Origin of the sequence: Erythrobacter sp. MTPC3, from assembly GCF_042854385.1 — a bacterium.
Lineage (GTDB): Bacteria > Pseudomonadota > Alphaproteobacteria > Sphingomonadales > Sphingomonadaceae > Erythrobacter.
This window is the reverse complement of the sequence record NZ_BTGP01000001.1, coordinates 236,334-258,261: the sequence shown is the minus strand read 5'-3', so window position 1 is coordinate 258,261 and position 21,928 is coordinate 236,334. Positions and strand designations below refer to the sequence as shown.

Annotated in this window: 20 protein-coding genes; 10 read left to right on the top strand and 10 right to left on the bottom strand. The window is 58.4% G+C overall.

The annotated features are described in order from the left end of the window. Positions 1-39: 39 nt before the first annotated feature. On the bottom strand, positions 40-387 hold the full coding sequence (locus ACGHU1_RS01240) for a UrcA family protein (RefSeq protein WP_390582641.1): 348 nt from the start codon (positions 385-387) through the stop codon (positions 40-42). A gap of 297 nt (positions 388-684) precedes the next feature. Between ACGHU1_RS01240 and ACGHU1_RS01235 the strand changes: the two genes are divergently transcribed. The 3 genes from ACGHU1_RS01235 (at position 685) to ppdK (ending at position 6,545) form a co-directional block, all read left to right on the top strand. Next, complete coding sequence (locus ACGHU1_RS01235; RefSeq protein WP_390583168.1) at positions 685-1,554, top strand: glycine--tRNA ligase subunit alpha; 870 nt, start codon at positions 685-687, stop codon at positions 1,552-1,554. Beyond that, a complete protein-coding gene (gene glyS / locus ACGHU1_RS01230) occupies positions 1,554-3,749 on the top strand; it encodes a glycine--tRNA ligase subunit beta (protein WP_390583166.1) in 2,196 nt (731 codons plus the stop codon). Before ACGHU1_RS01235 ends, glyS begins: the two co-directional genes overlap by 1 nt. 129 nt (positions 3,750-3,878) lie before the next feature. Continuing rightward, complete coding sequence (gene ppdK / locus ACGHU1_RS01225; protein ID WP_390582640.1) at positions 3,879-6,545, top strand: pyruvate, phosphate dikinase; 2,667 nt, start codon at positions 3,879-3,881, stop codon at positions 6,543-6,545. A gap of 11 nt (positions 6,546-6,556) precedes the next feature. On the opposite strand, the gene ACGHU1_RS01220 is transcribed toward ppdK, so the two are convergent. Next, complete coding sequence (locus tag ACGHU1_RS01220; RefSeq protein ID WP_390582639.1) at positions 6,557-7,309, bottom strand: methyltransferase; 753 nt, start codon at positions 7,307-7,309, stop codon at positions 6,557-6,559. Between the two features lie 56 nt (positions 7,310-7,365). Between ACGHU1_RS01220 and ACGHU1_RS01215 the strand changes: the two genes are divergently transcribed. The 5 genes from ACGHU1_RS01215 to ACGHU1_RS01195 all read left to right on the top strand — a co-directional run bounded on the left by ACGHU1_RS01215 (position 7,366) and on the right by ACGHU1_RS01195 (position 12,684). After that, the gene (locus ACGHU1_RS01215; RefSeq protein ID WP_390582638.1) at positions 7,366-8,109 is read left to right on the top strand and encodes a double zinc ribbon domain-containing protein; all 744 of its coding nucleotides are present in this window, start codon (positions 7,366-7,368) and stop codon (positions 8,107-8,109) included. 427 nt (positions 8,110-8,536) lie between these two features. Continuing rightward, on the top strand, positions 8,537-8,935 hold the full coding sequence (gene hisI / locus ACGHU1_RS01210; RefSeq protein ID WP_390582637.1) for a phosphoribosyl-AMP cyclohydrolase: 399 nt from the start codon (positions 8,537-8,539) through the stop codon (positions 8,933-8,935). Between the two features lie 57 nt (positions 8,936-8,992). Next, the gene (locus tag ACGHU1_RS01205; protein ID WP_390582636.1) at positions 8,993-9,457 is read left to right on the top strand and encodes a MerR family DNA-binding transcriptional regulator; all 465 of its coding nucleotides are present in this window, start codon (positions 8,993-8,995) and stop codon (positions 9,455-9,457) included. Positions 9,458-9,509: 52 nt separating this feature from the next. Next, positions 9,510-11,315 (top strand): acyl-CoA dehydrogenase C-terminal domain-containing protein, encoded by a 1,806-nt coding sequence (locus tag ACGHU1_RS01200; RefSeq protein WP_390582634.1) that lies wholly within the window; start codon positions 9,510-9,512, stop codon positions 11,313-11,315. Positions 11,316-11,466: 151 nt separating this feature from the next. Further along, on the top strand, positions 11,467-12,684 hold the full coding sequence (locus ACGHU1_RS01195) for a vanadium-dependent haloperoxidase (protein ID WP_390582632.1): 1,218 nt from the start codon (positions 11,467-11,469) through the stop codon (positions 12,682-12,684). A gap of 6 nt (positions 12,685-12,690) precedes the next feature. Here the strand turns inward: ACGHU1_RS01195 and cysK are convergent, their stop codons facing one another. The 4 genes from cysK to tyrS all read right to left on the bottom strand — a co-directional run bounded on the left by cysK (position 12,691) and on the right by tyrS (position 16,693). After that, positions 12,691-13,611, bottom strand: coding sequence for a cysteine synthase A (gene cysK, locus ACGHU1_RS01190; RefSeq protein ID WP_390582631.1), 921 nt, complete (start codon positions 13,609-13,611; stop codon positions 12,691-12,693). A gap of 1 nt (position 13,612) precedes the next feature. Beyond that, entirely contained in the window at positions 13,613-14,923 is a 1,311-nt protein-coding gene (locus ACGHU1_RS01185) for an MFS transporter (RefSeq protein ID WP_390582629.1), read from the bottom strand. A gap of 100 nt (positions 14,924-15,023) precedes the next feature. Next, positions 15,024-15,362 (bottom strand): PilZ domain-containing protein, encoded by a 339-nt coding sequence (locus ACGHU1_RS01180; RefSeq protein ID WP_390583165.1) that lies wholly within the window; start codon positions 15,360-15,362, stop codon positions 15,024-15,026. A 98-nt stretch (positions 15,363-15,460) separates the two neighbouring features. Continuing rightward, positions 15,461-16,693, bottom strand: coding sequence for a tyrosine--tRNA ligase (gene tyrS / locus ACGHU1_RS01175; protein ID WP_390582627.1), 1,233 nt, complete (start codon positions 16,691-16,693; stop codon positions 15,461-15,463). A gap of 39 nt (positions 16,694-16,732) precedes the next feature. On the opposite strand from tyrS, the gene ACGHU1_RS01170 reads away from it, so the two are divergent. Next, positions 16,733-17,290 carry a DOMON-like domain-containing protein gene (locus tag ACGHU1_RS01170; RefSeq protein ID WP_390582625.1) on the top strand — a complete coding sequence of 186 codons (558 nt, stop codon included), beginning with the start codon at positions 16,733-16,735 and terminating at the stop codon, positions 17,288-17,290. Here the strand turns inward: ACGHU1_RS01170 and ACGHU1_RS01165 are convergent. After that, positions 17,287-17,808, bottom strand: coding sequence for a TspO/MBR family protein (locus tag ACGHU1_RS01165; protein WP_390582623.1), 522 nt, complete (start codon positions 17,806-17,808; stop codon positions 17,287-17,289). The genes ACGHU1_RS01170 and ACGHU1_RS01165 overlap by 4 nt on opposite strands. Positions 17,809-17,843: 35 nt before the next feature. On the opposite strand from ACGHU1_RS01165, the gene ACGHU1_RS01160 reads away from it, so the two are divergent. Further along, complete coding sequence (locus ACGHU1_RS01160) at positions 17,844-19,046, top strand: exo-beta-N-acetylmuramidase NamZ domain-containing protein (RefSeq protein WP_390582621.1); 1,203 nt, start codon at positions 17,844-17,846, stop codon at positions 19,044-19,046. Here the strand turns inward: ACGHU1_RS01160 and ACGHU1_RS01155 are convergent. Genes ACGHU1_RS01155 through ACGHU1_RS01145 form a run of 3 tightly spaced genes read right to left on the bottom strand, consistent with a single transcriptional unit; the run spans position 19,040 to position 21,541 of the window. Then, positions 19,040-19,891 (bottom strand): DUF817 domain-containing protein, encoded by an 852-nt coding sequence (locus ACGHU1_RS01155; protein ID WP_390582619.1) that lies wholly within the window; start codon positions 19,889-19,891, stop codon positions 19,040-19,042. The genes ACGHU1_RS01160 and ACGHU1_RS01155 overlap by 7 nt on opposite strands. A gap of 21 nt (positions 19,892-19,912) precedes the next feature. Beyond that, entirely contained in the window at positions 19,913-20,344 is a 432-nt protein-coding gene (locus tag ACGHU1_RS01150) for a hypothetical protein (RefSeq protein WP_390582617.1), read from the bottom strand. A gap of 12 nt (positions 20,345-20,356) precedes the next feature. Continuing rightward, complete coding sequence (locus ACGHU1_RS01145; RefSeq protein ID WP_390582615.1) at positions 20,357-21,541, bottom strand: VWA domain-containing protein; 1,185 nt, start codon at positions 21,539-21,541, stop codon at positions 20,357-20,359. Positions 21,542-21,928: the final 387 nt, after the last annotated feature.

The window sequence follows — 21,928 nt, the reverse complement described above, 5'->3', positions numbered from 1 at the left end:
GACAGCGGGGAGGCCACCTCATCCACCGGGAACCTATCATCAAGCTTCCGGCGCAACTGGAGTGTTGGTTGAAGCGAGACGAACTCGATTGAGATTGGCATTGGCGATCGCGACGCGAATTTGCGTTTCGGCCCGAGCGAATGCGGTAGCGCGGCATTGGCGTTCCAGGCGCAGCGATACGCTGTCGCGGCCGCCATTGGCGCAGTTTCTACGGATGATTGTCTTCACGCGCTGATCCAGAACAGCGACACCATTTTCTGTGGTCAGATCCAGATCATCATGAGCGACAGAAGCATCGAAATCTGTCGTGTTCGGACCAGCGGCAACAGCCGGAGCAGCAATAAGAACGAGAGCGGGAGCGGCGAAAAGAGCAGTCAGTTTAGCCATTGTGGTTCTCCTGGGGAGTGAGAAGTTTGTAACCTCAACCTTCCGATATGTCAGGTTGCCCTTACTTTATGTCGCGATTCGCTGACTATGTCAACAAGACCTGACTTTTGGTAATGCTGGCATGACAAGAACCGCAGATTTCCGGGGTTTCGGGTGCGCAAATCCTGTCGGTGCTGCGCTGCGGCATTGACGCTGATGGGGCCATCCGCCAAAGCCGCGACCATGGAATCCGAGGTAAAAACCGTCACGCGCGGATCGTCCGCTGCGACGCGCGATCCGACCCGTTCTTTCCAGGACATGATCCTGACGCTGCACGATTTCTGGTCGGCGGCGGGGTGCGTTATACTGCAACCGTATGACATGCGCATGGGCGCCGGAACGTTCCACACCGCGACAACGCTGCGCGCGCTTGGCCCGGAACCGTGGAATGCGGCGTTCGTTCAGCCATGCCGCCGTCCTACCGACGGGCGCTATGGCGAAAACCCCAACCGGCTCCAGCATTATTACCAGTATCAGGTCATCCTGAAGCCTTCGCCGGAGAACATTCAGGAGCTTTACCTCGACAGCCTGAAAGCCATCGGTATCGACCCGCTTAAACACGATATCCGCTTTGTCGAAGATGACTGGGAATCGCCAACTCTCGGCGCTTGGGGGCTGGGCTGGGAGGTCTGGTGCGACGGGATGGAAGTCACCCAGTTCACATACTTTCAGCAAATGGGCGGTTTCGATTGCAAACCGGTTGCGGGCGAGCTGACTTACGGGCTCGAAAGGCTCGCAATGTATATTCAGGGCGTCGACAGCGTCTACGACCTCGATTTCAACGGCCGCGGTGTTTCGTATGGCGAAGTATTCCTCGAAAACGAAAAGCAGATGTCGAAATGGAATTTCGAGGTCGCCGACACCGATGCGCTGTTCGACCTGTTTGCCAAGGCTGAGGTGGAATGCCGCAACGCGCTGGCAAACGACGTCCCTATTGCCGCCTATGAACAGGCGGTAGAGGCGAGCCACATCTTCAACCTGTTGCAGGCGCGCGGCGTGATCAGCGTTCAGGAACGCGCCAGCTATATGGGCCGGGTGCGCGATCTGGCGCGCGGCTCTTGCGAGAAATACGCAGAATTGAAAGCGCCTGAATGGGCCGAGAAATTCCCGGAATGGAGCCTCAACTGATGGCCGATTTCCTGCTTGAGCTGCGCAGTGAAGAAATCCCTGCGCGCATGCAAAAAGGCGCGCGCGGCGAACTGGAAAAACTGTTCCGGCGCGAAATGGATGCCGCCGGTGTCGCGGTGGGCGATCTTTCGGTTTGGTCCACGCCGCGCCGCCTTGCCCTGATTGCGCGCGGCCTGCCGACCGAAACAGAGGCTGTGCGCGACGAGGCAAAAGGCCCGCCGGTGGGTGCGCCCGATCAGGCTGTTGACGGTTTTTGCCGCAAAAACGGCGTTACCCGCGATCAGTTGGAAGAGCGCGAGGTAAAGGGCCGCGCGACGTACTTCGCCGTGATCGAAAAGCCGGGGCAGCCGGTGGCCGAACTGCTCGCCGCCGCGATCCCCGCGATCATCGACGATTTCTCATGGCCCAAATCCATGCGCTGGGGCGATGCGTCGATCAGCAGCGAAAGCCTGCGCTGGGTGCGCCCGCTGTCAGGCATCGTGGCGCTGTTGGACGGCGAAGTTGTGTCCTGCATCACGCATGGCCTAGCCAGCGGCCGAGAAACGATGGGGCACCGCTTCCACTCGGACGGCGTTATCAGCATCGATGGCGCAGACGATTACGCGGCGAAACTGCGCCTCGCCTCCGTTATTGTCGACCATAAAGAGCGCGAGGACATGATCCGCACGGGAGCCAAGGACGCTGCCCAATCGGCGGGTCTCGCGCTGGTCGAGGACGAAGGTCTGGTGATCGAGAATGCGGGCCTTACCGAATGGCCGGTTCCGCTGCTGGGGCGCTTTGACGAGGATTATCTCGACGTGCCGCCCGAGGTCATCCAGCTGACTGCGCGCGTGAACCAGAAATACTTCGTGTGCGAGGATGCGGCCAATGACGGGCAAAACCGCCTCGCCAACGCATTTATCTGCACGGCCAACATTGCGGCGACCCATCCCGAGGTTGTGGTCGATGGCAATCGCAAGGTTCTGGCTGCACGCCTATCGGACGCACGGTTTTTCTGGGAATTAGACCAGAAGAAAACCCTCGCCCAGCACGCCGAGGGTCTTGAGCGGATCACGTTCCACGAAAAGCTGGGCACAGTCGCGGACAAGGTTGACCGTGTTGCGAAGCTTGCGCGGTGGCTCTGCGAAGAAGACGTTGTAAAAGGCAATCCTGATCTTGCGGAGCAGGCTGCGCGCTTGTGTAAAGCTGATCTGGTCACCGAGATGGTTGGCGAGTTTCCCGAGCTGCAAGGCCTGATGGGCGGATATTACGCCGAGACGGAAGACCTGCCGATCGAGGTTTCGGATGCGATCCGCGATCATTACAAGCCGGTGGGCCAGGGCGATGATGTACCGACCGCTCCAGTGACGGTTGCGGTGTCTCTTGCGGATAAGTTGGACACGCTGGCATCGTTCTTTGAAATCGAGGAATTCCCAACGGGTTCAAAGGACCCTTATGCACTTCGTCGTGCAGCGATAGGAGTGTTGACTCTCGTTCGTCAGAACGGACTAAAAATCCACTTAGGCGAAGTGTTGGGCCAAGGGTGGCTTGGGCATAGTAAAAAGCGAGAACTATCGCAGTCCGAATTCAGTCGTAGAAAGATTATGACTTCGGTCCCTGACTTCCTATTAGACAGACTTAAAATTGTTTTGAAAGATGCTGGCATCCGGCATGATTTCGTTGCAGCGTCGACGAACTGGGGCACGTCTGATGATGGGAGAATTGATCGCGTCGAAAAGCGTGCTGGTGCTCTGCAGTCGTTCGTTTTAAGCGAAGACGGCCAAAACCTGCTCGCAGGATACAAGCGCGCGGCCAATATCCTCAAAAAGGAGGATTGGGACACATCCGCCGGAGACGGCATCGAACACACCGGCGAAGAAGATCCGCTTGCCCTGGCGGGTAAGCCGGAATTCGACGCCGTCGTAGCTGCAACGGCCGAAAGCAATTCGCTTTCCTACTCGCCCGAGCCTGCCGAAAAGGCGCTGATAGATGCACTGGATGCCGCGGCACCAAAAGCGGCTGCTGCGGTCAATGCTGAAGAGTTTGAAACCGCGATGGCGGCGCTCGCCACTCTGCGCGGTCCAATCGATGCCTTTTTCGAGGATGTGACGGTCAATGACGATGATCCTGAAAAGCGCGAGGCGCGTTTGGACCTCCTTTCCCGTTTCACCAAAGCCGTGGGCAATGTCGCCGACTTCAGCCGGATCGAAGGCTAACCGATGGGCAGGGCCGATACGTCTTTTGGAGGATCGCTTTTCTGCCTCAGGACCGTGTAACACGCGGTCCATGTCTCAACTGTCTCCGATGCCAGTTCCCCTACTCGCAGCCTCAAAAGGGCCCATTCAATGAGCAATACGGTATACCACTTCGGCGGAAGCGCCGCCCACGATGACCCGCGTCAGGGCGACAAGAGCGTCACGGGCGGCAAGGGCGCAAACCTTGCCGAAATGGCGAGCATCGGTCTGCCGGTCCCGCCGGGTTTTACCATCACGACCGATCAGTGCCTTGAGTACCTTGCCGGAGACAAGACGTTCGATGCGAGCCTGAGGGCTTCGGTCGCAGAGGCGGTTGCTCACATCGAGAAGTCGGTTGGCAAGAGCTTTGGCGATGCCGCCGATCCGCTGCTGGTATCGGTGCGTTCCGGCGCGGCAATCTCAATGCCGGGCATGATGGATACGGTGTTGAACCTGGGCCTGAACGACGAGACGGTTAAGGGGCTGGCGAAGACGAGCGGTGATGACCGGTTTGCGTGGGACAGTTACCGCCGGTTCGTCCAGATGTACTCCGACGTGGTGCTGGGCGTGGATCACGGCCTCTTCGAAGAGGCGCTGGAGATCACCAAGGAAGACAACGGCTTTTACGCCGATACAGAGCTGTCTGCTGATGACTGGCGCACTCTGGTTGCCGAGTTCAAGTCCATCGTGGACAAGGAGCTGGGCCAGCCATTCCCGCAGGACCCGCAGGCGCAGCTATGGGGCGCAATCGGTGCGGTTTTCGACAGCTGGGACACCGACCGGGCGAAGGTGTACCGCAGGCTCAACGACATTCCTCGCGACATGGGCACGGCGGTCAATGTGCAGGCGATGGTGTTCGGCAATATGGGGGACACCAGCGCGACCGGCGTGGCCTTCACCCGCGACCCGGCCACCGGCAACCGTGCCTATTACGGCGAATACCTGATCAACGCGCAGGGCGAAGACGTAGTAGCCGGCATCCGCACCCCGCAATACCTGACCAAAGCAGCGCGCGATGCGGCGGGCGCGAAACCGCTCAGCATGGAAGAAGCGATGCCAGACGCTTACGGCGAGCTGGCGCACGTATTTGACCTGCTGGAGGCGCATTACCGCGACATGCAGGACATCGAGTTCACCGTAGAACGCGGCAAGCTTTGGATGCTGCAAACCCGTTCTGGCAAGCGGACGGCCAAGGCTGCGCTCAAAATGGCGGTCGATATGGTGGGTGAGGGATTGATCGGCGAGGAAGAGGCTGTGCGGCGGGTCGATCCGATGGCGCTCGACCAGCTGCTTCACCCTACGCTGGACCCTGACGCAGAGCGCAATGTGCTGACCACCGGGCTACCTGCATCGCCGGGCGCAGCTGCCGGCAAGATCGTGCTGGATGCCGACACGGCGGAGCAATGGTCCCAGCGCGGCGATAAAGTGATCCTTGTCCGCGTAGAGACCTCGCCAGAGGACATTCACGGTATGCACGCGGCGCAGGGCATCCTGACCGCACGCGGCGGCATGACGTCACACGCGGCAGTGGTCGCGCGCGGTATGGGGCGGCCATGCGTGTCGGGCGCGAGCGGCGTGACGATTGATCGCAAGACCCGCGTCCTTCGGATCGGCGACACCGAACTGAAAGAGGGCGATGAGATCACTCTCGACGGCGCAAATGGCCAGGTGATGCTGGGCATTGTGCCGACGGTAAAGCCGGAGCTCGCTGGAGATTTCGGCACGCTGATGGTCTGGGCAGACAAGCTGCGCCGCATGAAAGTGCGCACCAATGCCGAAACGCCCGATGATTGCCGCATGGCGCGCCAATTTGGCGCAGAAGGCATCGGGCTTTGCCGTACAGAGCATATGTTCTTCGACGCGAACCGGATCAGTGCGGTTCGCCAGATGATCCTTGCCGAAGACGAAGCGGGACGGCGCAAGGCTCTCGAAGTGCTACTGCCTGAACAGCGCGCGGACTTTACCGGTATTTTCGAAGTGATGACCGGTCTGCCATGCACGATCCGGCTGCTCGATCCGCCCTTGCACGAATTCCTGCCAACGCAGGACGCAGATTTCGAAGATCTGGCCGATGCCACTGGCCTCGGTGTGGATCACTTGAAACGGCGCGCGGATGAGCTGCACGAATTCAACCCGATGCTGGGCCACCGCGGCTGCCGTCTGGGCATCACCTACCCTGAAATCTATGAGATGCAGGCGCGCGCCATATTCGAGGCAGTCTGTGCTGTTCAGAAATCGAGCGGGGAGGCGCCGCTTCCTGAAATCATGATCCCGCTGGTTGCGACCAAGCGTGAACTGGAATTGCTGAAGTCGCTGATCGACCGGGTGGCCGAAGAGGTCTTTGCAGAACAAGGTGCGCGGGTCGAATACCTGGTCGGCACCATGATCGAACTGCCGCGAGCGGCGCTGATGGCAGGGGAAATTGCCGAAGAAGGCGCGTTCTTCAGCTTCGGCACCAATGACCTGACCCAAACTACACTCGGCGTTTCGCGCGACGATTCAGCCCGGTTCCTCGCGCCTTATGTCGACAAGGGCATCTTTCCGCGCGATCCATTCGTCAGCCTCGACGTCGATGGGGTCGGACAGCTGGTTGAACTCGCAGCCGAGCGGGGCAGGGCAACCCGGCCTGATATCAAGCTGGGGATCTGCGGTGAACATGGCGGCGATCCAGCCAGTATCGCGTTCTGCGAAAAAGTTGGTCTCGATTATGTGAGTGCATCGCCATACCGCGTGCCGATTGCGAGGCTCGCCGCGGCTCAGGCTGCGCTGAAAGGCTGATCAAGGGGCGTTCAGCGCCAACCTGTCAGCGTGAGGATTTCGAAGGTTTCCGTGACCTTCCCGTCATCTTCGCGCAGGTCATCGAAGGTTTTGCGCGCCCGCTCCCACCCAGTTCGCGTGACAGGCGGAGCGGGGCTTGCAAGCGAGCTTGTCAGCCCGTGGTCGCGCAAGTCTTCGACAAGCCGTTCTGCAGCAGAATAGCGAACGTTGACGGCATAGCTGTCGACCACTTGACGGCTGAAACCGGCGCGTTCCAGCAAAGCAGTTCCGGCCCGGTTATCGACCTGGGGATGCATGCGCGCCGCTGGCCGATCTCCATCGGCGACAAGCGCAAGCTGGCGCAGCACCGGCAAGCTGCCCGCACCGGGAAACGCTGCCATAAACAACCCGCCATCGGCCAGTGCATTGCGGGCATGGATCAGCGCGCCGGGCAAATCGTTGACCATCCCCAGACCGAGCAGGTGGATGACCAGATCGTAAGCTTCGAATTTATCGGGCGCTTCCTCGTCAAAAAGGCCAAGCGGCGCTGCGTTTATGACAGTGCCGCTATCCAGCAACATGCGGGAAAGTGGTTCCGGGGCATCGCCCACGATCAGCGCTTTGCCGCCTGTGAAATTCATGAAATCGAGCCGCTCTGCCAAATCATCACCCAGCGTCTCGTTCAAATAATTGGCCGCACCGCCAAGTTTTTGCCGGGTACGTGCGCGGTTCCATTTCGCGCTTGAGCGAGTCCGGTCGAAAATGCGGGGCGGGGCGGTATTCATGGCAATGCGCCCTGCCGCGCTTGCCACTCCAGTGCAAGCCGTGCGACATATAAGGCATGGATTTCAGGGGCCAAATTGCCGGCGGGTTAAAACCGATTGTTGATCTGATATACCCTCCGCGGTGCCCTTTATGCGGCGATGCGGTCGCGGATCAGGGCGGGCTTTGCTCTGAATGCTGGGGAGGCTTGGAGTTTCCGAGCGAGCCGGCGTGTTCGGCATGTGCGCGGCCTATTGGCCAATCGGGCAATGCGCCGTCCGATTTGTGCTTTGCGTGCGTTGCTAATCCGCCGCGCCATTCGGGGGTTTACGCGGCAACGCTTTACAACGATGCCTCGCGCAGGCTCATCCTGTCGTTCAAGCATGGCGGCAAGATCGCTCTCTCGGGCCTGTTGTCCCGTATGATCGCAAACCGCATACCGCCAGAAACTGCCGACATGCCTCTGCTTGTGCCAGTGCCATTGCACCGGACCCGGTTATGGAGCCGGGGATACAATCAGGCGGCTTTGATCGCGCGCGAGCTTGAAAAATTGGGACGCGGCGGGCTGGCTGTCGATGCACTGCGCCGCCATCGCCGCACGCCGAGCCTCGGCGGCCTAGGCAAGGAAGCGCGGGCAAAAGCGCTTCAAGGGGCGATCAGCGTGGTTAGCAGCCGTGCCAAGACGGTGGCCGGGCGGAACGTAATCCTTGTCGACGATGTTTTGACAAGCGGAGCGACCAGCGATGCGTGCGTGGCGGCGTTGCTAGACGCCGGGGCTAACTCTGTTCGGGTGGCATGTTTCTCGCGGGTGGTGGACGGATAGCGCGTCATTGCAGCAAGAAATACTGGAAAGAAAAGAAGCCGGAAAACATAACGCCCGAGGTCCGAAGACCCCGGGCGCCACGTGACGAAATGGTTTGGAACCGCTCTAAAGAGCTCAGATAGCCACCCCCTAACTTGGCTATCAGGATCCTGTCCTTATCGTTCAATTGGACCAATCCAGCACCCCGCTGCTGTTTTTGATCCAACCACCCCCTGAACCTGGCACTATGATGTGCCGTTGTCTGGTGGAGAGCTTTTGATCGCTCTTGGGTAGTCTTGTTCCATTGTGGACTTAATTCTTAAAGTTGAATCCGTGAATGAGCCGGATTTTGAGTCTCATCTGTTGTCATAGTGCAACAAACCATCGCAGAGGGTGACCTGTTCGCCGCTCGTGCCTATTGTCGTCTTAACAACCGGGAGTTCTCACCATGGCCGATGACACATTACCCTCCAAAGACCGCGAAACCGGCCCCGTATTTGCACCAAAGTATGATGAAAGCGGCTTGCTCACAGCGGTAGTGTTGGATGCTGGCACCCGCGAAGTGCTGGTGGTGGCGTTCATGAATGCCGACGCGTTGGAGCGAACCAGAGCGACGGGCAGGGTGCATTTCTGGTCACGGTCTCGCCAATCGCTGTGGCTCAAGGGCGAAACCTCGGGCAATTATCTCACGGTTCAGGAAATCAGGGTGGATTGTGATCAGGATGCTCTGGTGATCCATGCGCAGCCAGCCGGACCGACATGCCACACAGGGGCGACCTCGTGTTTTTACCGCGTGCTCGACCGGGCAGCGGACGATGGCGAGGCACTCTCTCCGGTAAAGCACTAGGTCTCCCGTTAAGGGCAGGACTTGACGTTCACGTAAAGGTAAGGTAGTCATTTGCTCATGGCTACAGCACACGCAAACACAGAATCCGCCAAGCCGAAGGGCACAGAGCAGCGCCGCAATGGCGCGCATCTCGACCGCCCTGACAAGCATGAGCGTGAGCAATTCTCCATCTCAGACCTCACATCCGAATTTGGCTGCACCGCACGTGCTCTGCGATTTTACGAGGATGAAGGGCTGATCAATCCGGCCCGTGTTGGCTTGACACGGGTGTATTCAAAGCGCGACCGCGCGCGGCTTGCCTGGATCATGCGGGCCAAGAATGTCGGGTTCAGCCTAACCGAAATCCGCGAGATGATCGACCTGTATGATCTGGACGACGGGCGCGTTGAACAGCGCCGCGTCACCGTGGAGAAGTGCAAGGACCACATCGCCAAATTGAAAGCGCAGCGTGCCGACATCGATTCCTCGATCAAGGAATTGACCGAGTTCGTCAGCGAAATTCAGAATCTGGACCTCGGCTGATCCGAGTTTCCTCCAGCGCACCTATTTCTATACCCATCAAGAGGACTTCCTGATGCCAACCTACACCGCCCCCACTCGCGACACGCGCTTCATCGTCAATGAAATGCTGGATCTTGCCAGCTTTGGAAATCTGCCGGGTTTCGAGAACGCGACGCCTGACATGATCGAAGCAATCGTCAACGAAGCTGGCAAATTCGCATCCGAAGTGCTCGCCCCGATCAACCAGATTGGCGATGAACAAGGCTGCACCCGTCATGAAGACGGTTCTGTGACCACGCCGGACGGCTTTAAGGAAGCGTATCAGGCGTATGTCGAGGGCGGTTGGGGCACTTTGTCCAAACCAGAAGAATTCGGCGGTCAGGGGCTTCCCCATGTACTCGGGTTTGTGATGGAAGAGTTCACCGCGACCGCTAATCAGGCGTTCGGCATGTATCCGGGCCTGACCAATGGCGCGTCGGCGGCTATCGAAGCGGCCGGATCGCAAGAGCAGAAAGAGACCTATCTTCCAAAGATGATTTCGGGCGAATGGTCGGGCACCATGAACCTGACAGAGCCGCACTGCGGCACCGATCTCGGCATGATCCGTACCAAAGCGGAGCCGCAGGCTGATGGCAGCTACAAGATTTCCGGCACCAAGATTTTCATCTCCGCCGGTGAGCATGACCTGACCAGCAACATCATCCACCTGGTGCTCGCCAAGACGCCGGGCGCGCCTGATAGCTCGAAGGGCATTTCGCTGTTTATCGTGCCGAAGTATATCCTCGATGAAAACGGTGAACCGGGTGAGCGCAACGGCGTGTCATGCGGCTCCATTGAAAAGAAGATGGGCATCCACGGCAACGCGACCTGCGTGCTCAATTACGATGAGGCCACCGGCTTCATGGTGGGTGAGGAAAACAAGGGGCTGGCCGCGATGTTCGTGATGATGAACGCGGCGCGTTTGGGTGTCGGCCTGCAGGGACTGGCTCAGGCCGAAGTGTCCTATCAGAACGCCGTGACCTATGCGCTGGATCGCCGTCAGGGCCGCGCGCTTACGGGTCCGCAGGATACCGACGCCAAAGCCGATCCAATCTTCGTGCACCCTGATGTGCGCCGGATGCTGATGGATGCGAAGGTATTCAACGAAGGTATGCGCGCAATGTGTCTGTGGGGCGCATTGCAGGTGGACCTGACGCACAAGGCCCAGACCGAAGAAGAACGCCAGCTTGCCGACGATCTCATCGGCCTGATCACGCCGGTCATCAAAGGATACGGCACCGACAAGGGCTATGACATCGCCAACAACATGCAGCAGGTTTATGGCGGCCACGGCTACGTCAAGGAATGGGGCATGGAGCAGTTCGTGCGCGATAGCCGTATTGCCATGATCTACGAAGGCACCAACGGTGTGCAGGCGATGGACCTTTGCGGACGCAAGCTAGCATCAAAGGGTGGCCGCGCGGTTCAGGCATTTTTCAAGATGATCGACGATGAAATCGCCGACGCGAAAAACGTGCCCGAACTGAAAGAGTTTGCCGAGAAGCTGGAAAAGGCTTTGGGCGAGCAAAAGGCCGCGACCATGTGGTTCATGCAGAATGCGATGCAGAACCCGAACCATCTCGGCGCGGGCGCGCATCATTACATGCACATCATGGGCATCGTAACGCTTGGTTTCTTCTGGCTGAAAATGGCGAAGGTATCGAACGATGCGCTTTCTGGAACGCCGGATGACAAGGCTTTCTACGAAGCGAAAATGACCAGCGCCGCCTATTACGCTGAACGCTTCCTCCCCGATGCAGGCGCACTGCGCCGCAAGCTGGAAGCAGGCAGCGAAAACATGATGAAACTGGGCGAAGAGGCGTTCGCAACAGCGGCCTGATTGCACTATTCTCAGTTTGTAAGAGGGCTCGGACCGAAAGGTTCGGGCCCTTTTTCTTCGCCCATAGACTTGGATTTTCACCCGGCACGATTGCGTTGCTAAGACTTCCGACTGAGGTATTCCCGGGTCGCGCGACAGCTTGGGGGTTATCGTGAGGAATATACTGGCAGCAACGGTGCTTTCATTCGCCGCGCTCAGCGCACCTGCGAAGGCCGATATCGTTATTGATTGGGCTGATTTTGCCCAGACACTTGACACCGACGACCAGACTCCCTGGAGCCCGGAAAACCATCACACCGACATCCAGTTGGCGATCACAATGTTCGAAGCCGCGAATGCGATAGATCGCCGGTATGAAAGCATGCTCGGACTAGAGCAGGTCGCAGACGAGGCGTCGCTGAATGCAGCCGTGATGACGGCTGCACGGGATGTGTTGCTGGCAAAATTTGCAAAACGCAAACAGGATATCGAATACAGTTACGAACTGGCGCTATCCATGATTCCAGATGGGAATGCGCGCCGCATCGGGATTGCGGTCGGCGAAAAAGCTGCAAGCGCGGCGCTCGCGATGCCTGCAAGGCGCGGTGATGCCGCATCCGTACCGTATCGACCGAAATCGACACCGGGAGTGTGGGTGCCTGTTCAATTGCCTGTGTACCCGGACGACTACGAAGTCGTGAAGACCTGGTCGATTGACGATTACCGCGAAATGCTCCCGCCACCGCCGCCCGCGTTGGATAGCGAAGAATGGGCGCGCGCTCTGAATGAAGTCAAACTGATAGGTGGCAAGGACAGCGAGACGCGCACATCCATTCAAAGCCGAATTGCCCGATACAGAATAACCCCGGTCATCATCCCCATGCTTCGTTCGATTGCAGATAGAACGGGGCGGAGCACTGTGCAGAATGCACGGATGCTGGCGCTGGTTGAAATTGCCGGGACAGACACGAACGTCGTGACCGGATTGGCAAAGCTTAAATACAATTTCTGGCGGCCGATCACTGCCATTCGCAATGCAGACGAGGATGGCAATCCGGACACGGAAATTGATCCGACGTGGGAATCGTTGATCTTCACGCCTAATCACCCGGAATATCCCTGCGCCCATTGCAGCTACACTGCGGCGGTAGCCGAAGTGCTCAAAGCGGAAGTTGGTAATGCCCCGGAAGGAGGCGTTCAGGTTGGGTCACGTTCGCTCGAATTTGCAACGACGCAAGTCTTGCCGACACTGGATCAATGGGTCGAGGAAGTTTCCTTGTCCCGGATATACGGCGGCGTTCACTATCGGTTTTCGAACGAAGCGGGGGAAGAATTGGGGCGGAAGGTTGCAGCGCGAGCGCTCCAAATGCTTCCGCCCGTCGGCGATTGAAGCAGGTTACTCGACTGGCAGAAAATCGGGGACGGAAAGGTACCGCTCGCCCGTATCGTAGTTAAAACCCATGACACGGGTTCCGGCGCTCAGTTCTGGCAATTTCTTGGCAATTGCAGCCAGGGTTGCACCCGAAGAAATACCAATCAGCATCCCTTCTTCGCGTGCTGCCCGGCGAGCCATCTCTTTGGCATCGTCCGGATCCACCGTGATCGCTCCGTCGATGGAGTCCGTGTGAAGGTTATCCGGGATAAACCCAGCGCCGATACCCTGAATCGGGTGAGGGCCGGGCGATCCGCCATTAATGACGGGCGAAGCGGCGGGCTCAACGGCGTAAGCCTTGAAACCGCTCCAGTGCTTTTTCAGTTCTTCGGCGCAGCCTGTAAGGTGACCTCCTGTGCCAACGCCTGTGATCATCACGTCGATCGGGTTGTCCGCGAAGTCCTTTAGAATTTCCTGTGCCGTGGTACGGACATGCACAGCGACGTTCGCAGGATTTTCAAACTGGCTCGGCATCCATGCGCCATCGGTGCCCTCTACGATCTCGGTCGCGCGTTCGATGGCGCCCTTCATGCCCTTTTCCTTGGGCGTGAGATCGAAAGTCGCACCATAGGCGAGCATCAGGCGGCGGCGCTCTATCGACATGCTTTCCGGCATGACGAGCACCAGTTTATAACCCTTTACCGCGGCGACCATGGCAAGGCCGATTCCGGTGTTCCCGCTGGTCGGTTCAACGATGGTGCCACCGGGTTTAAGCTTGCCCGCGCTCTCCGCGTCCTCGACCATTGCGAGCGCAATGCGATCCTTGATCGATCCGCCGGGGTTGGCCCTTTCCGATTTCAGCCATACTTCGTGATCCGGAAACAGCCGCGACAAGCGAATGTGCGGGGTGTTGCCGATTGTGTCGAGAATGCTGTGTGCTTGCATGTCAGGCCTCCTGCGGATTGGTTTCTTCTGTTTTCTCGTTGTCTTCTAGCAAATTGTCCGGCGGATCGAAGGTTTTTGTCGTCCGCAATACCGGGAACACGCGTGCCCACAGAACCACAGTAACCAGAGCTCCGATGCCGCCCGCGACTACGGCAGCAACCGGTCCGATCAAAAAGGCGAGGGTGCCGGAAAAGAAATCGCCGCCTTCGTTGGAGGCGCTGATAGTAAGCAGGCTGACCGATGACACTCTGCCGCGCTTGTCGTCGGGGGTGTGCAGCTGGATCAGTGATTGGCGGATATACACGCTGAACATATCCGCAGCGCCCACGATGAACAGCATGGCGAGGCTAAGCGGCATGTAGGTTGAAATGCCGAACACGATTGTCGCAACACCGAATATCGCAACCGCTCCTAGCATCTTGGGGCCGACATTGGTTTTGATCGGACGGAATGAAAACCACAATGCGGTCAGCGCAGCGCCAATTGCCGGGGCCATGGCAAGCTGGCTCAGGCCGGTTTCTCCAACTTGCAAAATATCGCGCGCGTAAACAGGGAATAGGGCGGTCGCTCCGGCGAGGAACACCGCAAACAGATCGAGCGTGATTGCGCCGAGCACCATCTTGTTATGCACGACATAGTGCAGACCATCGACAACCGCACCGATGGGACGCTGGTCTTTGCGCACTGCAGGCTGCGCCACTTTCCCGATGAGCGTAAGGGCAACCATTGCAATGGCAAAAAGGCAGGCAGCGACAATATAGGGCAGGGCAGGGCCGACCGAATACAGATATCCGCCCAGCGCCGGTCCGCCGATCATACCGACCTGCCACGATATTGACGACAGCGCGATTGCGGTCGGCAGGATCGCTTTCGGGACAAGATTGGGGGCGAGTGCGGACAGTGCAGGTCCGGCAAATCCCCTTGCAATCCCCAGCACGATAGCCACGGCATACAGGATCGGGATCGAAATTGCCTCGTTCCATGTCGCCCACGCCAATGCGCTGGCGCACAGCAATTGTAGCAGCACCGTAAGCCGCCCCAGCGCGCGCCTGTCTAACCTGTCGGCAGCGAGCCCGGAAAAGGGGGTTAGAACAAAAAGCGGAAGGAACTGGAGCAGGCCGATCAGGGCGAGCTGCCCCGATGCCTCGGCAATGGTCATGCCGCCGTCGCGGGCGATATTGTAGGTTTGCCAACCGATGATCAGCAGCATGGCATATTGCGCCAGCGTCATCGCAAGGCGGCTGACCCAGTAATACCGGAAATTGACGACCCTGAACGGGTGGCTGCGGGTTATGTCGTCTGTCTGGTCCACGCAGCCGCAATGGCAGGTGGGAGGTCACCTGCCAAGACAGCTAAACTATCGGGATAGACGCGTTTGCTTGGACTGCGCGCAGTGCGAGATAGCCAGCGCTTTAACGCTTGCGGCGGAGGCGCGGGTTCGGCTGCAGAGTATCGATAATGGCCATGAAATCATCAAGGCGGACAATGCGTTCGAACTGGAACCCGGCGCGGTTATCACGCGTCCAGATGACATACGCTTCAATTCGGCCAACGACCGGGAGCCGGATGATGACGCGGTCGCCGCGGTTCAATTTTGTTGCGTCATCCACCATAAAGCCATGTGCGGACAGATTGCTGACATGCAAATTCAGATCGCCATGCGAAAAATGTTCGACGATCACCGGGAAATCCACCGGATGGCGCGCTGCTCTGCGTAAGTCTGTGACGCTTAAGTTGGCTCCCGCTGACACGATTGCACGACCTCCGTTATTATTGACTGGAGATACCTTTGCCAGCGAAAGGCTGATAATTGGTAAACCGCCGATCATGGGCGTTATCGCGAAAAACCTTACCGCGTGACGATGCCGTGCTTTTTCTTGCCAAGGCTCAGCTTGAGGCTCTCGCCGTCGCTGGGCAAAACCAGATAGCCGGGATCGGTGATGGTCTCGTCATTGAGCTTTACTGCGCCCTCTGCCAGCTTGCGCTTCGCCTCTTTGTTGGAGGCGGTGAAGCCGAGTTCGGTCAGCACGCCGCCGATCCGCATCCCTTCTGCGCCCACTGACAAAGCCGGCAAATCCTCACCCGCTCCTCCGCCAGCGAAGGTTTCGCGTGCAGTCGCTTCGGCCGCCTTGGCCGCATCTTCGCCGCGCACCATCCGGGTGACCTCATTGGCGAGGATCACTTTGGCGTCGTTGATTTCAGATCCTTGGAGGCTTTCAAGACGGGCAATTTCGTCCAGCGGAAGGTCCGTGAAAAGGCGCAGGAATTTTCCGACATCGCGGTCATCGGTGTTGCGCCAGTATTGCCAGAAATCATACGCGGGAAGTTGCTCTTCGTTAAGCCAGATGGCCCCATCCACAGACTTGCCCATTTTAGCCCCATCCGCGCGCGTTATCAGCGGCGCGGTAAAGCCATACACTTCCTTGCCATCGATGCGGCGGGTCAGCTCGATCCCGTTAACAATGTTGCCCCACTGGTCGCTGCCGCCCAGTTGCAGACGGCAATCATAATCGCGCGCAAGCACGAGAAAATCATACGCCTGCATGATCATGTAATTGAATTCGATGAAGGTCAGCGGCTGTTCGCGATCAAGCCGGGTTTTCACCGAATCGAAGGTAAGCATCCGGTTGACTGTGAAATGCGGGCCGACATCGCGGAGCATTTCGATATAGCCGACCTTGCTCAGCCAATCGTCATTGTTGATCAGCAGCGCACCTGTTTCGCTGTCGTCAAAGCGCAGGATTTTCTCAAAGCTGCCTTTGATTGAGGCGACATTGCTGGCGAGTTTTTCCTCGGTCAGCATCTGGCGGGTTTCGTCCTTACCCGAAGGATCGCCAACCTTGGCAGTGCCGCCGCCCATTATCACAATCGGGCGGTGCCCCGCCTGCTGCAAGCGCCGCAGTAGCATGATCGAGGCTAGATTGCCGATATGCAGCGACGGTGCAGTCGGGTCGAACCCGACATAACCGGTGATGACTTGCTTTTGCGCAAGTGCGTCCAGCGCGCCAGCGTCAGTCACTTGGTGCAGATGGCCGCGGCTTTCCAGCAAACGCAGCAGATCGGATTCGAAGTTCTCGCTCATAATGCAGCCGCGCTTAACAGCGTCGGCGGGGAGGGGGAAGTGCTTGCCCGCAGCGCCCAGCTTCGCGATAGGGAGGCGATGAACCCGCTTATGCTGCACCAGACATGCGATCTCGGCCCGATCATGGCCGTCACCGCCTCAATTACCCCCACGCAGGCTGGCTCCGATGCGCAGTTCCGGCTTGAGGGGCGGGCCGATGCAATCGTGCTGCCGCAGCCTGCTTCGCCGGAGCGGACGGACAATCTGTGGAAGACCACGTGTTTCGAGATATTCTGGCAGCCAATCGGCGGTACCGCTTACCGCGAATTCAATCTTTCACCGTCGGGGCGCTGGGCCGCGTATGATTTCGATAGCTTTCGCGAAGGGATGCGTGATGCGCCCGTTTCTGCGGTCAGCATTTCCACTGCCCGCGACCGCAGCGGCCTAACCCTTAATGCGAGCATCGCCGCGGAATTGCCTGATCCAGCGCAGGTCGCGCTGAACGCGATTGTCGAACACGAGGGCGGCAGTCTGCAATTCTGGGCGCTCGCATTTGGCCCCGGAAAACCGGAATTCCATTCAGAGGCGTGCCGGCAAATGATTATCGAGCGGGATTAAGCCCGCTTGGTGCCAAACGGACTGTTTAACCGCACGATCTTCCAATTCAGCAGCATCGCAAAACTAACCCAGGCCAGATACGGCGCGTTCAGCCATCCGGCGAGCGGTGCATAACGGGGCAGAACCACGCATAGCGAGGCCACGGAAAGCCATAGAAATAGGTTCTCGACCAAAGCCCAGTCGGGCCGTTTGATCTTGAAGAACAGCGGCGACCACGCGAGGTGCAGTACGAAATTCGCCGCGAACAGCGCGAACACGACATTGCGATCCGCCGCGCTGGGTGCACCTGTCCATGCGAGATAAAAGCTCCAACCTGACAGCCCAAGGATGATGGTCCATGCCGGACCAAACAGCCAGTCTGGTGGTTGCCAGCTTGGCTTGTTAAGGTTCCGATACCATTCGCCGATTTCAGTGAGTGCGCCGCCGGCGCCTCCAAGGATGATAGCCCATAGGGCTGCGATGATCGCGGGGGTCCATTCCATTTCCGCCGCATAGGCTGTTATCGTCGCAAAGGCCATTGCCTTTAGATGCGCGGTGATCCAATTCTCCGCCCATGAAATTTGGAATCGACCGCCTGCTCGCCGACCCTGAAATGCTTGCCGAACTAAAGGGTAAGCGCGTTTCCCTCGTTGCCCATCCTGCCAGCGTGACAGAGGATCTGACCCACAGTCTGGATGCCCTGATCGCAGCAGGGGTCAACGTGACCAACGCGTTTGGCCCGCAGCATGGGCTGAAGGGCGATAAACAGGACAACATGGTTGAAACGCCGGATGAGCTTGATAAGCATTATGGCATTCCCGTATTCTCGCTCTATGGCGAAGTGCGCAGGCCCACCGGCCAGATGATGTCGAGTGCCGATGTCTTTCTGTTTGATCTGCAAGACCTTGGCTGCCGCATTTACACGTTTGTGACGACGCTGCTGTATTTGCTTCAAGAGGCGGAGGAGCATGGCAAAAGCGTGTGGGTTCTGGATCGCCCCAATCCCGCTGGTCGTCCGGTTGAAGGGACGCTGCTGATACCCGGTCATGAAAGCTTTGTCGGCGCGGCGCCGATGCCGATGCGGCATGGGCTGACCCTGGGCGAAATGGGCCACTGGTTTACCGAGCATTTCGATCTGAAAACCGACTACCGCGTAGTTGCAATGGAGGGGTGGGAGCCGAATGGTCCGGGTCATGGCTGGCCGCAGGACCGCGTGTGGATCAACCCCTCACCCAATGCGGCGAGCGTCAATATGGCCCGCGCCTATGCCGGGACAGTCATGATCGAGGGCGCGAATGTCAGCGAGGGCAGGGGCACGACCCGCCCGTTGGAGGTGCTGTTCGGCGCCCCGGATATCGACGCAAAGGCGGTGCTGGCAGAGATGCGCAAGACCGCGCCGGACTGGCTTCAGGGCTGCATATTGCGCGATTGCTGGTTCGAACCGACTTTTCACAAACACGCAAGTAAGCTGTGTAACGCCCTGATGATCCACGCAGAAGGGCCGCATTACGATCACGACGCGTTCAAACCGTGGCGGCTGCAGGCGCTGGCCTTCAAAGCGATCCGGCAGCTGTATCCCGATTATCCGCTGTGGCGCGGCAAAGAGTTCAAATACGAATACACCGACAATGTGCTCGCCATCGACGTGATCAATGGCGGACCGGCTTTGCGGGAATGGGTCGATAACCCCGCTGCTGCGCCTGACGATCTGGATTCGATGGCTTCAAATGATGAGGCGGCCTGGGTGGAGCAGGTGCGCGGCCACCTGCTTTATTGATCTGGTTTGCGCGCAGGCTGTACCAGTTCTACGAGCACGAAACTGATCAGCATGAGCAGATACCAGCTGCCGTATTTGGCGATACTCACCATTTCCCAGCCCGCTTCCTGCCCCGGATAATTCCACGCATTGGCAAAGGTTGCGATATTCTCCGAAAACCAGATGAACAGCGCGACGAGGCCAAAGCCGACGAGCAGCGGCATCCAGCGGTGCGCGCGCCAATTGCGGAAATGGACTTTTGTCCGCCAAAAGAGTAGCGCGGTCGCGGCGAACAGGCCCCAGCGGATGTCGGCCGTCCAGTGATGCGCAAAGAAGTTGGTGTAGACCGCTATCGCAAGGAGCCAAGTCGCCCAGCGCGGCGGATAGCGACTGAACCGGAAATCGAAAATGCGCCAGACCCGCGCGATGTAACTGCCGACGGCGGCATACATGAAGCCTGAAAACAGCGGGACAGCGCCGATATGCAGCACGCTTGCCTCTGGGTAGGTCCAAGATCCGACTGCGGTTTTGAACAGTTCCATCACCGTACCAACGATGTGGAAGATCAGGATGACCTTGGCCTCTCCCAGCGTTTCCAACCGGAAAGCGAGCATACCGGCCTGAATGGCGATGGCGGCCAAGGTCAGGAAATCGTATCGGTGAAGCGCCACGTCCTCGGGGTAGAAAAGGTGAGTGGCCAGCAGGAGAAATAGCAGCAGCCCGCCGAACAGACACGCCCACGCCTGTTTGAAGCCGAACAGCAGAAATTCGTACAACCACAGCCGCCATCCCGATCCGGGATCGAACGCCTCGAGCCGCTCGCGGTAATGCTGAAACCGGGAATGGCCCGCGTTAGGAAGTGTCACGGACCAGCCTGACTTGGCAGATTATTCCGCCGGAATGCCTGCATCCGCAGGGATGACCGAGATCGGTCCCTCGGGCAGGGCAGGCACGGGGCGGATGTCAGACCGATTGCCTTTCATGACCATGACACCGCAACCATCTTCGCGGCGATCAACGGCATAATACAGCAGGGGATTATCAGGATCGGCGATTTGGCGATCCCCAAGCGCTGGCAGGCCGCTCTCATCGCGTGCCTGCATGATCTTGTCTGCGCATTCGTCAATCAGGAGGTTATCGTCCGCTGGACGAACCTGACGCGCGATAATTCCGTGAAGCGTTTCCGCAGTGTCGACTGACCATTTTTCAGCAGGCTCAGAATATGCAGGATTATCGAGCGGCGTTGCAACAGGCACAGCGGCAGGTTCATTTGCGGCGATCAAAGCCAGACCGGCGATTGGTATCAAGGCTGTGCGCATCGTATCCTCCGTTTAATGCCCCTGCTTGCGGGAAAGTTCGCGAGTAGCCTCTTCCAGCCCTTCAAGCGTCAGCGGGTACATCCGGTCACCGACCAGTTCCTTCATCATCTTGGTGGACTGTGAATAGCTCCACTGCTTTTCGGGAACGGGGTTCAGCCAGACGGTAGCGGGATAGGTGTTGGTCACACGCTGCATCCAGACCGCACCTGCTTCGTCGTTCATGTGTTCGACGCTGCCGCCGGGGTGGGTGATTTCATACGGGCTCATCGCGGCATCACCGACGAAGATCACCTTGTAATCATGACCATATTTGTGGAGCACGTCCCACACTTTCGTGCGTTCCTGCCAGCGGCGCTTGTTGTCTTTCCATACCCCTTCGTAAAGGCAGTTGTGGAAGTAGAAAAATTCGAGGTTCTTGAATTCGGCATTGGCCGCGCTGAACAATTCCTCACACAGCTTGATAAACGGGTCCATCGACCCGCCCACATCGAGGAACAGCAGCAATTTCACGGCATTGTGCCGCTCTGGCCGCATCTTGATATCGAGCCAGCCCTGTTTGGCCGTGCCGTCGATGGTCGCATCAAGGTCCAGCTCGTCAGCAGCCCCTTCACGGGCGAAACGGCGCAAGCGGCGCAGCGCCATCTTGATGTTGCGCGTGCCCAGTTCCTTGGTGTTGTCGAGGTTCTTGAACTCGCGCTTTTCCCACACCTTTACCGCGCGCTTGTGTTTGCTTTCGCCGCCGATCCGCACGCCTTCGGGATTGTAGCCGGAATTGCCGAACGGGGATGTTCCGCCGGTGCCGATCCATTTGTTGCCGCCCTGATGGCGCTTTTCCTGCTCGGCCAGGCGCTCTTTCAGGGTGTCCATAATCTTGTCCCAGTCGCCCAGAGCCTCAATTTCGGCCATTTCCTCTTCGGTGAGGAATTTTTCGGCGACCGATTTCAGCCAGTCTTCGGGGATGTCGACCGGGTTCTGACCGTAATCGGTCATCACGCCTTTGAATACTTTGTGAAAAACCTGATCGAACCGGTCCAGCATCCCTTCGTCTTTCACAAAGGTCGCGCGCGAGAGGTAATAGAACGCCTCGGGCGTCTGTTCGATCACGTCCTTGTCCAGCGCCTCCAGCAATGTGAGGTGCTCTTTAAAGCTCGCGCCGATGCCCGCTTCGCGCAGTTCGTCCATGAAGTTGAAAAACATGCATACAAATCTAGCGCGCAATTGCCCCAGACGCCAGTCCAAGAAAAGGATGCCGGATTAAAGGTTTTTGACTCTCTCCAAACACCTTTTGCGTGTCCGAAAAAACGGGTTGCCGTCAAATTAGTGGGATTTCTGCGACACTGCGGAAGCGCAGGCTCTTGATGAGATTTCCGAAATTTGCGGGAAATTCGCGCTGGCGTATTCTACGCCCGCCGCGATCGTCGAAATGGTAAATCATTCCCGGACGATCCTGCAACAGAGCGCGTGCATCTGGCACAAAGCGTTCGTGAGCTTGAGGAAGATCAGCGAAAGATCGCCAAGCGGGACTTCTATCCGAACAGGCATTTGCCGATGGCATTGCCTGTTTCCGCATGATTTCACGACATT

Bases quoted from the DNA above. Each gene is read 5' to 3' on its own strand.
- tyrS (WP_390582627.1), bottom strand. From the start codon at position 16,693: ATGAGCGAGAACTTCGAATCCGATCTGCTGCGTTTGCTGGAAAGCCGC.
- ACGHU1_RS01200 (WP_390582634.1), top strand. From the start codon at position 9,510: ATGCCAACCTACACCGCCCCCACTCGCGACACGCGCTTCATCGTCAAT.
- ACGHU1_RS01165 (WP_390582623.1), bottom strand. From the start codon at position 17,808: ATGGCCTTTGCGACGATAACAGCCTATGCGGCGGAAATGGAATGGACC.
- hisI (WP_390582637.1), top strand. From the start codon at position 8,537: ATGGCCGATGACACATTACCCTCCAAAGACCGCGAAACCGGCCCCGTA.
- ACGHU1_RS01215 (WP_390582638.1), top strand. From the start codon at position 7,366: ATGGATTTCAGGGGCCAAATTGCCGGCGGGTTAAAACCGATTGTTGAT.
- ACGHU1_RS01205 (WP_390582636.1), top strand. From the start codon at position 8,993: ATGGCTACAGCACACGCAAACACAGAATCCGCCAAGCCGAAGGGCACA.
- cysK (WP_390582631.1), bottom strand. From the start codon at position 13,611: ATGCAAGCACACAGCATTCTCGACACAATCGGCAACACCCCGCACATT.
- ACGHU1_RS01220 (WP_390582639.1), bottom strand. From the start codon at position 7,309: ATGAATACCGCCCCGCCCCGCATTTTCGACCGGACTCGCTCAAGCGCG.
- ACGHU1_RS01145 (WP_390582615.1), bottom strand. From the start codon at position 21,541: ATGTTTTTCAACTTCATGGACGAACTGCGCGAAGCGGGCATCGGCGCG.
- ACGHU1_RS01160 (WP_390582621.1), top strand. From the start codon at position 17,844: ATGAAATTTGGAATCGACCGCCTGCTCGCCGACCCTGAAATGCTTGCC.
- ppdK (WP_390582640.1), top strand. From the start codon at position 3,879: ATGAGCAATACGGTATACCACTTCGGCGGAAGCGCCGCCCACGATGAC.
- ACGHU1_RS01150 (WP_390582617.1), bottom strand. From the start codon at position 20,344: ATGCGCACAGCCTTGATACCAATCGCCGGTCTGGCTTTGATCGCCGCA.
- ACGHU1_RS01235 (WP_390583168.1), top strand. From the start codon at position 685: ATGATCCTGACGCTGCACGATTTCTGGTCGGCGGCGGGGTGCGTTATA.
- glyS (WP_390583166.1), top strand. From the start codon at position 1,554: ATGGCCGATTTCCTGCTTGAGCTGCGCAGTGAAGAAATCCCTGCGCGC.
- ACGHU1_RS01240 (WP_390582641.1), bottom strand. From the start codon at position 387: ATGGCTAAACTGACTGCTCTTTTCGCCGCTCCCGCTCTCGTTCTTATT.